The following is a 12,611-nucleotide window of genomic DNA, read 5'->3' on the forward strand; positions in this document are numbered from 1 at the left end:
AGATACAAATATTTTGCATGCAAAACACTTGATCTGCAAACCTGATCTCTGCTAATTTATTTTGCATACAAAGTATTTGATTGTATTACGACAACACTGAGGAGATCTTTATGCACAAATTAGATAACGTGATTTATACAGGTAAAGCCACGGTAACCGGCGGCCGCGAAGGTAAAGCAACCTCTGATGACGGCAACCTGTCTGTCACACTGACTACCCCGAAGGAGCTTGGCGGCGCGGGTGGTGAAGGGACGAACCCTGAGCAAATGTTCGCAGCCGGTTATGCTGCCTGCTACATCGGCGCACTGAAGCATGTAGCCGCAGCAGAGAAAGTGAAACTGGGCAAAGACATTTCAGTAAAAGGCGAAGTAGGCATTGGCCCGGTTGAGGGCGGCTTTGCTATTGCTGTGAAGCTGATTGTTGACCTGGGAGAGCTCGATAAAGCTACTGCGCAATCCATCGCAGACAAAGCACACCAGGTGTGCCCGTACTCCAATGCTACCCGTGGCAACATTGAAGTGGACATCACGGTAGTATAATACGGCTTACGCTGTTTCCGGCGACGCTTTATCACGGGTTTCCTGTCTGAATTTCAGCGGTGACAACCCGGCCTTTTTGGTAAAAAATTTGGTAAAGTGCGCCGGATCTTTAAAGCCAATGCGGTAGGCGATTGAGGTAATGCTGAAATCGGCGAACATCAGATGCCGCTTGGCTTCCACCAGCAAATGCCGGTGGATCATCGACAATGCATTCACGGACGCATGTTGCTGGCAAAGCTGATTTAAGTGCGCCGCTGATACGCCGATTTTTCCTGCATACCATCCCACCTGGTGATGCGTTGTGCCGAACTGGGCGATCAGCGCTTTAAACTGCAGAAACTTTCTTTCCGCCTTGGAATACTGACCGGGCACATCTTCATGTTGCGATGTACACCTGGCAATATGCACAACCATCTGCCTTAAAAGTGCGATGGTCATTTGTTCTTCAAATTGCCCGTGGCCGTCGGCCTCCCGCTTCAGTTGTTTGCAAATAAGCTGCAAATCTTCGCAGGTTTGCGCCGGAATATCCTGCAAAATAGCGCCTTCCTGAAACGCAGCCTGATAGGCTCCCGGTGAGATTTCAGAAATCGCCGCAGACACAATTGACAGTACAAATCCTTCAGACCCGGGTTCCCACTGAAAACCGTGCATGTGGCCTTCAGGAATAGACAATAATACCGGCGCGGATACAGCTAATTGCTGCTCATCCAGCTGAACTTGCCCGCCCCCTTTGACGACGAAAAAAATCTGGTGCAAATCCCTGTGACGGTGAGGCTGAATCATCCAGTCGTGGCGTTCACTGCGTGTGGTCAGCGGCTCACAGTACAGAATGTGTCTGTGTTCCACCTGTTCGTCATCACCATAGAAATCCACCGCGTCCAAAGAATTCAACATAATTTTCACTTTCTACAAAATTGACAATTAAGCACCTTTTTTATGCATTAACTATGCATTCAATCTATATAAAATACAATAAACAATGTTAACAGAGGTTTCACAATGAGCTGGCAACCCAAAGATTATGACGATATTCCGGGCACTTATGTGTTCGACGGACGCGCAGCCAACCCGGCCTATGCGTTAAACAAGTTACTGTTTTCTTTTAATGAAGAAGCCAACCGCCTTGAGTTTGATCAGGACCCGGCCGCTTACTGCGACAAAATGGGTGTGAAAGACAAATATAAAGATGCCGTAGTGAATCAGGATTTTCTCGGCATGCTGCGTATGGGTGCAAACATTTACTTCATGGCCAAAATGGCGATTCCCCGTGGCACATCAGTACAGGATGCCGGCGCGGCGTTTCAGGGCATTACGACTGAAGAATTTATCGCGAATTTACAAAAACGGGCCGAAAAGCTCGATGAACTGATTAAGGCAAAAGGAGACTACTGGAATGGCTAAGCTTTTAGGCGGTATCACCAGCTCACATATTCCGGCAGTGGGCGCTGCAATATCCAATAATTTAACGCAGGAGCCTTACTGGAAACGCTTCTTTGACGGCTACGGTCCGGCCAAGGCGTGGCTGGAAGAGAAGAAGCCCGACATCGTGATTGTGGTTTACAACGATCACGGCCTGAATTTCTTCCTCGACAAAGTACCCACGTTCGCGCTGGGCTGTGCTGATCAGTACTTCAATGCCGACGAGGGCTGGGGCCTGAAGCCTGTCGCACCTTTCACGGGTAACGCACCTTTCTCATGGCATCTGGCGGAATCACTGGTAGAGCAGGAATTCGACATTTGTACCTGTCAGGAAATGAAAGTCGATCACGGCTTTGTAAACCCTATCCGCGCGCTTTACGGCGACCATGAAATCTGGCCGGTTCAGGCCATTCCTCTGGCGGTAAATACCGTTCAGCATCCTGTACCGACTGCCCGCCGTTGCTACAAACTGGGCCAGGCTTTAGGCAAAGCTATCGCCAGCTTCCCGGACGATCTCAGCGTGGTGATTCTGGGTACCGGCGGTATGTCTCACCAGCTACAGGGTGAGCGCGCAGGCATCATTGATGTGGAATTTGATTTAGAGTGTATGGATAAAATCGCCACTGATCCTGAGTGGTTTGCAGACCTCTCGAACACTGAAATCATGCGCCGCTCAGGCTCTGAAGGTATTGAAACCATCATGTGGATGGTAATGCGCGGCGCATTACGCCACGACGTGGAAGTGGTGCACAAGCACTACCATGCCCCGATTTCCAATACCGGCGCGGGCGTGATGGTGCTGGACAACCATCCTGAATAATCACTTCAGGCATGTTTTGCTTTAGTTAATTAACCGGAGGCATCAGGCCTCCGGTTTTTTATGCTCAGCCCTTAACAGACGCGCTGGCTTTTACCTGCAACCAGAGGCAACATAAGCGTACTCATATTAATGCAGGTGTACTATGCGCTTCTTGTTGTCCCGGCATCTTGCCCAGTTTGTAGCAATTTATGACAAAGGCTCGTTGCGGGCGGCATCGGAGGTACTGAATGTGTCCCAGCCTGCGCTGTCGAAGAGTTTGAGTCAGTTTGAAATGCTGCTGGATGTGAAGTTATTCGACAGAACCGGTGGCCGTTTAAACCCCACTCCCTTCGCAGATATTCTCAGGACCAAAGCCAATATCATCCTTAAGGAAGCGGAGATAACCACCCGTGAAATTGAGAAAATTAAGCAGAACTATTACAAACCTCTCACAGGCAGCGCCGGCCCCGTGTGGCTGTCTGAGATTTTGCCGGATGTACTGCCTTCGCTGTATCACCAGTTTCCTGGCTTGAACATCGGCATTAAGCTTGAATCAGCAGACGTTGCCATTCCCAAAGTACTCAATGGTGATTCTGACATGTATTTCGGCTTTATCCCCGCCGGTGAGCTGGCTCACGGACTCAGTGCTATTCCGCTGTTAGATCTCGAAAGCATGCTGTTCGCCCGCCGCTCACATCCTATCCATGCGCTGCCCGCGAACGAACGCGCAGCGTCCCTTTGCGATTATCCCTGGTCTGCATTCGGGATCTGGGAAGGTGCAATAAACATTTCCATGAAAGAGAATCTGCAACGCAAAGGCATTCCTTTTTCCGGCTTCACCTACGGGATTGAATCTTTACTTGGCCTTGCCCGTATCGGCCAGCAAACAGACCACATTATTATGTCTGTGGATGCGGTGTCAGAAACCTTTGCACAGTACGATTTAATTCCTGTAGAGGCAATTTCACTGAATCAAACTTTCTCGTCCGGCATGGTGTGCCGCACCAGCCTGACAGATTTCGAACCGGTGAATTATCTGCTGGAAGCGCTGAGAACCCGATATAATCAGCCGTAATTTCCCATAAGTTATAGGTTGATAATTTAATATCAATTGTAGTTATCACAACACGCGTGCAACATTAACCTCAAGTTAACCTCCAGTTAACAAAGAAGAGTAAACAGATCCTGTCTGTTTGTAGTTTCTTTCCGGACAACGACTTTTGATTACTGAGAGCACGATGACACACACAAAAAACAGATGCCTGAAAAGCACATTAGCAATCGCCATTGCCTCCACCTTTTGCAACCCCGGTTTTGCTCAGGACACGCCAACTGATGATATGGAAGTCATCGCGGTTACCGGGATCCGCCAGAGCCTCACTGAGGCCATGGGAATTAAAAAAGAATCCTCCACCGTTGTTGATGCGATTTCTGCTGAAGATGTAGGTAAGTTCCCTGACATTAACGTTGCAGAATCCCTTCAACGTATTACAGGTGTACAAATTAACCGCTCCCGCGGTGAAGGCTCCTCGATAAATATACGGGGCCTGCCTTCCGACTTCGTGCTTGTACGCATGAACAATGTGGCGTTACCAAATGCGTTAACGGATACCGGTTCAGATACCAGCCGCAGCTTTGACTTTACTTCTTTACCCAGTGAATTTGTCAGAACCCTGGAAGTACACAAAACGCCCACCGCGTCTCTTGAGGAGGGTGGCCTGGCCGGCTCGGTGGTGATCCGCACTCCCCGCCCCTTCGACTTTACTGAGCGCCAGCTTGCGCTGTCAGTGCAGGGCAGCAAGGAGTCTAACGCCGAAGATATTGGTCCCCGTGTTACTGCTTTCTACAGCGATGTTTATGGCGACGGTGATTTTGGTCTGACACTGGGTGTGTCTTACATGGAGCGGAATTCCGGCACCCAGGATTTTCTAAATTTCGGTTATACCAGCTTTTCTGAAGCTGAAGGTTTCACCAGCGGTTCTCAACAGTTTGGCGCGTTTACTGAAGACGGGATTGCCAATCCGGAGATCTGCGACGGCTCCGTGGCCTCACGGGACTTATGTAGCGGACAGGACTTCAACGGTAATGGCGTACTGGATGATGGCAGTGTAGCCATTCCCTACATTACCTTTCACACCATGTACGACGAAAAGCGCACCCGCACCAGTGCAATTTTGTCAGCCCAGTGGGCGGCATCGGATAACCTTGAGCTGACGGCTGACGGCTTTTACACAAAATATGAAGTCGACAGCGCACGGGCAGAATTCCTCGCCTTCCCCTACAACTCATTGGGGCCGTACTATCCTGACGAGTCTGAAATCCGGGATATTGACGGACGTGCAGTAGCAACGACGTTCCGCGCCGATAATGTGGATACCCGTGCCGGAAACCGGATAGAACAGCGGGAAGGTGATACCTGGTCGATGACGTTGCTGGGTAAATATCTTACTGATAACTGGACGGTTAACGGTCAGGTAAACCGCTCCCGTTCTTCACAGCTGGCAGACAACCTGAATATTGTGAACAGTACGCTGGTGGATTTAACGCTGCAATCTGAACAGGGTGATGCGGTTACCTCAACCACTTACATGAACGGTTCTGAAGACCGTGTGCTGGACCAGCAGAACTATCGCCTCGTTGGTGTTAACGGTGCCTACAACCAGGCATCATCGGAAGATTTACTGGATATAAAACTCGACGCTGAGCGCTACCTGGATTTCGGCAATATCACGAAATTCAAAACCGGCTTTCATTACGCTGACCGCAATAAAGTGGGTCAAAGTGCCAGACTGACAATGAATGTGGCCCAAATTGAGTCACTCTTTGGCGACCAGCCTCCGGTGGAGCTGTTCGAACAACTGGGGATCACCGGCACCTCTTCTGCCGCTTTCCTGCTGCAACCGGTATCACCACTGAACGGCGCGTATCTTGAAAACTATCCGGGCCTTATTCAGGAGCGGCTGGCCATTGATACCCGCAGAATGCTGAACAGCTTTTCCCGGGAAGAGCTTATTGCTGCCGGTAATTACGGTATTGATCCCACCCTGTCGGAGGATGTATCCGAAGAAGCGACCAATGCCTATGCCGAAATAGAGTTTGAAAGTGGCGATGGCAATCTGTCGGGTAACTTTGGCGTTCGTTACACCCGCACAGAGCAATTGTCCCGTGGTGCCGGCGCTGACTTAAATCAGATTACCTTCAATCCTAACGGCGGGTTAACCACAGTGGCACCGTTGGGGTTAATCGAGGAATCCAACAGCTACAGTGAATGGCTGCCGAGTCTTAACCTTCGCTATAACCTCACAGATGAATTAATCGCGAGATTTGGTGCCAGCAGAACCATTGCCCGTCCGCGCTTTACAGACATTTCGCCGGTAACGGTAGCGAACGTGGAAGCCAACAGTATTACAGGCGGTAACCCGACACTGGATCCGTTTAAATCGAATAACATTGATGTGGCTCTGGAGTACTACTACGGTGACACAGATATGGTATCTGCAACGCTGTTTTACAAAGATCTGGTGTCTCTTATCCGCTCCGGCTCTACGGTAATAAACCTGCCTGTAACCAATGCATTGACCGGGGAAGTCTTTACAGCCCAGTTTATCGACCGCAGTCCGTCCAATGGCGAAGGTGCCAAAATTCGTGGTGCAGAGCTGGCCGGTCAGCATAGTTTCGTTTCACTGCCGGGCTTGCTGTCCAATACCGGTGTTAACGCCAACTATACTTTTATTGATAACAGCGACCCGGAAGCCATTACCGCCGGCTCAAAGCACAACTTCAACGTGGGCGGATTTTACGAGGATGATACCTTCGGCGCGCGTATCTCCTATACCTGGCGCGACAAATTTCTGTCTCAGCTTGTAGCGTTCGGTGGCAGAGGCGCGGTTACTCAAGCATACGGCACGTTAGATGCGTCGGTGAATTATAACGTATCGGAGAATTTCACCGTTGTCGTGGAAGGCGTGAACCTGCTTGATGAAGCGGTAGAAATTAAGTTTACCGACGGCCTGCCCTATCAGGTTGTAGACAATGGTCGCCGGCTGTTTGCGGGATTCCGCGCCACTTTCTGATTTCCAGTGAGTGCCCGGCCAATCCCTCAACACCCCGATATTATGGCCGGGCCTTTTTTTCTCCCCTAGTTTAAGGAATTTACCAGTGAGCTATGTATCTACATTGCTGGCAGCTTCTGCCCGCGTTTCACTTATCACCGCATTTTCGCTGGCAGGGCTCAACAGCGCTATGTCAGCCCCGCAACCGGAGCAACCCAATATCATCGTGATGATGGCTGACGATATGGGCTACGGAGATCTAAGCACCTACGGGCATCCCAATATTGTGACTCCCAATTTAGATGCAATGGCCACAGAAGGGATCAAACTCACCTCGTTCTACGCTGGTCAGGCAGTATGTACACCCTCCCGTGCGGCACTTATGACAGGAAGATATGCCATCCGCTCCGGTATGCAGCAGGTATTGATGCCTGATTCAGATCGCGGCCTGCCCCAGTCTGAATTTACGATGGCTGAAATGCTTAAATCTCAGGGGTATCAAACTGCTATGGTAGGAAAATGGCACCTGGGCGATAAAGCCGGATTTTTGCCGGTGGACCATGGCTTCGATCAGTATTTCGGCTTGCTTTACAGCAATGACATGACTGATCCCTGGGTGACAGCAGAATTGATGGGCAGAGAAAGTATGTCTCCGCTGCAAATGTTCCGTAACGACAAGCCTGTGGGCGTGATCAAAGACCAGTCTGTACTCACCACATCATACACCGAAGAAGCTGTTGCCAATATCGGCGCATTTTCTGACGACAAACCTTTCTTTTTATATATGGCCTGGTCCATGCCCCATTTACCGGTAGCAGCACCGGATTTTCAAAAGGGAAAATCCGCAGGGGGATTATATGGCGATGCCGTATCAACGATTGACTGGAGCGTGGGTGAAGTACTGAACGCACTTGAAGAAAAAGGCGTAGCGGACAACACCATTATTGTATTTTTCAGTGATAACGGCCCGTGGCAAAACCTGCCGGACAGAATGGTTCAGGGCGGTGTGGAACGCTGGCATGTGGGCAGTGCCGGCACGTTAAAAGGTTCAAAAGGCACCACCTATGAAGGCGGTTCCCGTGTCCCTGCCATCATTCACTGGCCTGACAGTAAAATTAACGGCTCGGTCAATTCCGAATTGATTTCAGCGCTGGATTTATTCCCGACATTCGCCACATTAAGCGGCGCAACTTTGCCTGAAGATCTCACACTGGACGGCGCGGATCTGTCAGATTTTCTGAAAGGTAATACTCCGCATAGCAAAGACAATTACTTCTATTATTTCCGTGGTGATGTGGCAGAAGCCGTCAGAGATAAAAAATGGAAACTGCGTCTGTCTCCTTTTGATGAATTCAGCGGTGAGATGGCCAGTGCCGGTGCTACCCGTGTTAAGCCTGAACTGTATAACCTTGAAGATGACCCGTCAGAGCGCTTTAATGTGGCTGACTCTCATCCAGAGATAGTTGACCGGCTGACGAAGCAACTGGCGCGGTTTGCTGAAGAGACACAGTCTCAAACTTTCGCCGGTAAATGAGATTTCACAGCCAGGCGATGCAAACCGGATTTCAACATCCGGTTTGCTTATTACAAAATTCGCTGTCTGCGGTGCCTTTTACTACTGACGTGCATGCAAGCCAATAGTGGTGCCTACGAACCCCCCGGCCTTTTGTGTGCTTAACAGAGTTGCATCAAGAGTATCGCCTGCAGAGATCCACTTTCCGTTGTCTTTGTAAGAAAAAGCGATCTTGCTTCCCTTGCCCTCAACTTTCAGGGTTACCGGCTCACCCGCAGAGGTAGTAAGCTGTCGCTCTGAAATAACATTCACTTTGCCGTCGGCTACTTGCTCAATGAAGGCAGAATATTTACCATTTTTCCCATGCAAGCCGAAGAAATAGTGGTAGTCCGCACTCTGAAAAGCAGCGAGACCTGCGGTAGCCGTTGAATCAGCGGGTATCGTCACTTCAGTGGTCGCAGCAAAATCTGCCGCAGCCTGATGGGTTCCTATATAGCTTACTTTTTCCTTACTTGAGAGTAAGCCCGGCAATGGTGTGATATTCAGCTCACCATTTCCGGTACTCAACCAGTCGCGGTCGAACTCGCGCAAACCTTGCCAACGAAAACTAAGCTTCTTGTCATCGAAGCTGTCTTTCCATGAATAAAAATCGGTCCCCTGTGCAGCCCGGGTACCAGCCGGACGATTTACCGTAACCGGTACAGGCGTTTCAGGTGGCAGGATAAGAGGCCATTCGTTTTGCCACTCCACAGGCAACAAAAAGGTATCCCGGCCCGTGTTGTATAAGTCGAAATCGTACGGCCGCGTGCCAAGAAACACCGCCCACCATTCGCCCTCTCCGGTCTGGATAAAGTCTGCGTGCCCGGCAGTATCCACAGGGTTGGCACGGGGATAGGTTAAATCCCTCTGTGTCAGAATCGGGTTATTTTCATAGGGTACAAAGGGGGCATCCAATGAACGGGAGCGAAATACGACCTGCGAGTGTTGCGGACCTGTACCGCCTTCAGCACATGACAAATAGTACCAGTCACCGATTTTATAAATATGCGGAGCTTCAATCCATATGGGCTTCTTAGATATATCTACACCACCATTCACAAGTAACTGCCGGCTTTCAGCTAATACTTTTTGAGACTGAGGGTCATATTCCCACATCCAGATTGCACGATGCCCCTGATAAAGAGGTTCTCCGGGAGGCGCGTCATTATGGGTGATGTAAACCCGCCCGTCTTCATCGAAGAAGATATCCGGATCAATTCCCCCGACTTCAGGCAACCAAATTGGTTCAGACCATGGCCCTTCCGGGTTTTCAGCTGTAATAATAAAGTTTCCTCCATTATCGACTGACGTAGTGATGATATAAAATAAACCGTTATGGTAGCGAATGGTGGGTGCAAATATTCCCCTTGAGACCGACGAACCTGCAAACTCCATTTGTGACTTGCGATCGAGGGCATAGCCGATTAGGGTCCAGTCTGTAAGGTTCTTACTATGTAATACCGGTAAGCCGGGTGTGTAACTGAAAGAAGATGTTGTCAGATAATAATCATCCCCCCTTTTGGTGACAGAAGGGTCAGGATAAAAACCTGGTAATACCGGATTCAAAAATTTCCCCTCCGGCGCTTCTCCGGGGCCCCCCGGAGTTGAGTACTCAAACCAGTTAAAAGTTACTTTACCTGAAGTGTGGTCAGGATTTATTGCAGTACCGGATGTGACTGACTGTGAATTACATCCCGCCAATACAAGACCGGCAATAATAGAACAGATGAATGTTTTGCTTTTCATGAAATAGCCCGGGTTGAAGTTTAATTTGCATTACATGTGATAGTAAAAGCGGCTTCAATCCTGAGGAGTTATGAAAAATCTTAAACCCGATTGCGTTTTTGCTAACATAAAGAAACAAACATTACTTTTTAGTTATATTGCAGTTACGTTTATTAGTATTACTCTCGCAATTGCTCTTTTTCTCCGGACTATGAGGCTTACCTGGCAAATTGATATTAAGGGAAAAACGGGTGAGTACGGGTAATTGTTACAGATATTTTTTTCTTATCTGATGTGTGTATTTTCGTCCGTTACACTGGCTGCTCACAATCCTGTAGTTAACATGGATTTACCTGACGTTTCCGCGGTGCAGGCCGGGAATAAATACTACATGAGCAGCACAACAATGCACTTAAGCCCCGGGTGGCCCGGTAGACTTCAACTACTATCAGGTTGGGAAACGTTCAGAGATATATTAACCGGAAATACTCAGAAATCTTCTGTATCAATATCAGCCTGTGCACCTGCGCCATAGCGGGCACCCTGCACGGTTTGACGGTTGATGATGTCATCAGCCTGTGCAAATACCTGCTTATCCAGAGACACTGCGCTGGCCTTTAAATCTTCCGTTAAGTGCGCTTCTGACTTCGTACCGGGCAAAGCGTGAATATGCTCGCCTTGTGCCAGAACCCAGGCAATAGCCAGTTGAGCCGGCGTGACACCGTTTGCTTCAGCAAGGGCTGCAAACTCAGCGTACAGCTTTTGATTCGCTGTCCAGTTGTCACCCTGAAAACGTGGCATACCTTTACGGATATCACCATTTGCCAGAGCTTCCGGGTTGTCGATACCACCAGCAAGATAACCACGGGCCAGCGGGCTGAAAGCCACAAAATCAATACCCAGTTTCTGACAGGTTTCCAGCACGGCAATTTCTGCGTTGCGTGTCCACAGAGAATATTCTGTTTGCAGCGCAGCAACGGGGAATTCTTTATGGGCTTTCTGCAGAGAGTCTGCTGACACCTCAGACAAACCGATGGCACCGATTTTACCGGCTTTCACCATATCACCTAGCGTACCCACACTTTCTTCCACTGGCACATCTTTGTCGATTCTGTGCAGGTAGTACAGGTCGATGTGGTCGGTCTGCAGACTTTGCAGAGCGGTATCCAGGGTTTTAACCAGGGTATCCGGACGACCGTCGATGACACGTTTGCCGTCAACGCCTGTCATGCCGCATTTGCTGGCCAGAAAGATGTCTTTACGAAAACCTTTAATGGCTTCACCCACCAGCTTTTCGTTACTGCCAAAACCGTAAAGCGCGGCAGTATCGAAGTGGGTAACACCCTGTTCAAAAGCAGAAGCCAGCAACTTGCTGGCCTCCAGCTGAGAGACTGAAGCGCCGTAAGCGTGGTTGAGGTTCATGCATCCAAGGCCGATTTCGGATACCAGACGACCAGCCAGCTTTCTTTGTTTCATTCTCTCTCTCCCGTTAACTTTTATACCGCTTCCGCATCATGCCGGATACGCAGGCTGTAGTTGCCTGACGTTGTCGACACACGATACGGAAGACTAGCAGCATCAGCTGTTAAGTTGCTGCTCCAGATCGTGAAGCACTTTATAACAGTTAATGACTTTGTGAACACTACTGTTCGGATCGCGGCCTTCTTTGATGGCAGACAGGAACTCGCGATCCTGAAGCTCGATACCATTCATCGACACATCGACTTTGGAGACATCAATGGCATTTTCGCGGCCATCCACCAGGTCATCGTAACGGGCAATGTAAGTGCCGTTATCGCAGATATAACGGAAGAATGTACCCAGCGGGCCATCGTTGTTGAACGACAGTGACAGTGTACAAATTGCACCGTTTTCAGCCTGCAGCTGAATTGACATATCCAGTGCGATGCCCAGCTCGGGATGGATTGGTCCCTGAATCGCATTCGCTTTAACGATAGGAGAACCCGCCTGATATTCGAATAAATCCACAGTGTGGGCAGCATGGTGCCACAGCAGGTGATCGGTCCAGGAACGGGGCTCGCCTTTGGCATTAATATTTTTACGACGGAAGAAATACGTTTGTACATCCATCTGCTGAATATTCAGTTCACCGGCTGTGATTTTATTATGTACATACTGATGCGAAGGATTAAAGCGGCGGGTATGACCCACCATGCACACTTTGCCGGTTTCCTGTTGGGTTTTCACAACCGCTTCTGAATCTTCCCAGCTGTCTGCCAGCGGAATTTCGACCTGTACGTGTTTGCCGGCTTTCATACATTGAATTGATTGCGCAGCATGCTGTTGTGTAGGGGTACAGAGGATAACGGCATCAGCATCGGATTCCAGTGCATCGTCCAGAGACGTATACACATTCGGAATACCGTATTCGTTTGCCACGGCTTGTGTCTTTTCTAAATTTCGGCCAACCAGACCAACAACTTCAGCGTCATCGATATTTTTCAGGCCATCAAGGTGTTTGATCCCGAACGCACCGGGACCCACTACGATTACTTTCATTTTAT

10 protein-coding genes are annotated in these 12,611 nt (G+C 49.4%); 6 read left to right on the plus strand and 4 right to left on the minus strand.

The annotated features are described in order from the left end of the window. Positions 1-110: 110 nt before the first annotated feature. A complete protein-coding gene (locus ACXAGR_RS07740; RefSeq protein WP_474849143.1) occupies positions 111-539 on the plus strand; it encodes an organic hydroperoxide resistance protein in 429 nt (142 codons plus the stop codon). Positions 540-545: 6 nt separating this feature from the next. Here the strand turns inward: ACXAGR_RS07740 and ACXAGR_RS07745 are convergent, their stop codons facing one another. Then, the gene (locus tag ACXAGR_RS07745; RefSeq protein ID WP_474849145.1) at positions 546-1,433 is read right to left on the minus strand and encodes a helix-turn-helix domain-containing protein; all 888 of its coding nucleotides are present in this window, start codon (positions 1,431-1,433) and stop codon (positions 546-548) included. Positions 1,434-1,538: 105 nt separating this feature from the next. Here ACXAGR_RS07745 and ACXAGR_RS07750 point away from each other — a divergent pair, with 105 nt between their 5' ends. The 5 genes from ACXAGR_RS07750 (at position 1,539) to ACXAGR_RS07770 (ending at position 8,343) form a co-directional block, all read left to right on the plus strand. Next, the gene (locus ACXAGR_RS07750; RefSeq protein WP_119499679.1) at positions 1,539-1,940 is read left to right on the plus strand and encodes a protocatechuate 3,4-dioxygenase; all 402 of its coding nucleotides are present in this window, start codon (positions 1,539-1,541) and stop codon (positions 1,938-1,940) included. After that, a complete protein-coding gene (locus ACXAGR_RS07755) occupies positions 1,933-2,778 on the plus strand; it encodes a class III extradiol dioxygenase family protein (protein WP_119499678.1) in 846 nt (281 codons plus the stop codon). The genes ACXAGR_RS07750 and ACXAGR_RS07755 overlap by 8 nt, the downstream gene beginning before the upstream one ends. Positions 2,779-2,920: 142 nt before the next feature. Beyond that, positions 2,921-3,832, plus strand: a complete 912-nt coding sequence (locus ACXAGR_RS07760) for a LysR family transcriptional regulator (protein WP_474849147.1) — start codon at positions 2,921-2,923, stop codon at positions 3,830-3,832. A 163-nt stretch (positions 3,833-3,995) separates the two neighbouring features. Further along, complete coding sequence (locus ACXAGR_RS07765; protein ID WP_474849149.1) at positions 3,996-6,830, plus strand: TonB-dependent receptor; 2,835 nt, start codon at positions 3,996-3,998, stop codon at positions 6,828-6,830. Between the two features lie 85 nt (positions 6,831-6,915). After that, positions 6,916-8,343, plus strand: a complete 1,428-nt coding sequence (locus ACXAGR_RS07770; protein ID WP_474849151.1) for a sulfatase family protein — start codon at positions 6,916-6,918, stop codon at positions 8,341-8,343. An 81-nt stretch (positions 8,344-8,424) separates the two neighbouring features. On the opposite strand, the gene ACXAGR_RS07775 is transcribed toward ACXAGR_RS07770, so the two are convergent. The 3 genes from ACXAGR_RS07775 to ACXAGR_RS07785 form a co-directional block, all read right to left on the minus strand. Further along, on the minus strand, positions 8,425-10,107 hold the full coding sequence (locus ACXAGR_RS07775; protein ID WP_474849153.1) for a glycoside hydrolase family 43 protein: 1,683 nt from the start codon (positions 10,105-10,107) through the stop codon (positions 8,425-8,427). Positions 10,108-10,575: 468 nt separating this feature from the next. Further along, positions 10,576-11,562: an aldo/keto reductase gene (locus tag ACXAGR_RS07780; RefSeq protein WP_474849155.1), complete on the minus strand. Its 987-nt coding sequence runs from the start codon at positions 11,560-11,562 to the stop codon at positions 10,576-10,578. Between the two features lie 102 nt (positions 11,563-11,664). After that, entirely contained in the window at positions 11,665-12,606 is a 942-nt protein-coding gene (locus tag ACXAGR_RS07785; RefSeq protein ID WP_474843870.1) for a Gfo/Idh/MocA family oxidoreductase, read from the minus strand. Between the last annotated feature and the right edge of the window lie 5 nt (positions 12,607-12,611).

It is taken from the genome of Alteromonas sp. ABH4_457 (assembly GCF_056160625.1).

Coding starts and splice junctions, on each gene's coding strand:
- ACXAGR_RS07780 (WP_474849155.1), bottom strand. CDS start 11,562: ATGAAACAAAGAAAGCTGGCTGGTCGTCTGGTATCCGAAATCGGCCTT.
- ACXAGR_RS07755 (WP_119499678.1), top strand. CDS start 1,933: ATGGCTAAGCTTTTAGGCGGTATCACCAGCTCACATATTCCGGCAGTG.
- ACXAGR_RS07750 (WP_119499679.1), top strand. CDS start 1,539: ATGAGCTGGCAACCCAAAGATTATGACGATATTCCGGGCACTTATGTG.
- ACXAGR_RS07745 (WP_474849145.1), bottom strand. CDS start 1,433: ATGTTGAATTCTTTGGACGCGGTGGATTTCTATGGTGATGACGAACAG.
- ACXAGR_RS07775 (WP_474849153.1), bottom strand. CDS start 10,107: ATGAAAAGCAAAACATTCATCTGTTCTATTATTGCCGGTCTTGTATTG.
- ACXAGR_RS07760 (WP_474849147.1), top strand. CDS start 2,921: ATGCGCTTCTTGTTGTCCCGGCATCTTGCCCAGTTTGTAGCAATTTAT.
- ACXAGR_RS07785 (WP_474843870.1), bottom strand. CDS start 12,606: ATGAAAGTAATCGTAGTGGGTCCCGGTGCGTTCGGGATCAAACACCTT.
- ACXAGR_RS07740 (WP_474849143.1), top strand. CDS start 111: ATGCACAAATTAGATAACGTGATTTATACAGGTAAAGCCACGGTAACC.
- ACXAGR_RS07765 (WP_474849149.1), top strand. CDS start 3,996: ATGACACACACAAAAAACAGATGCCTGAAAAGCACATTAGCAATCGCC.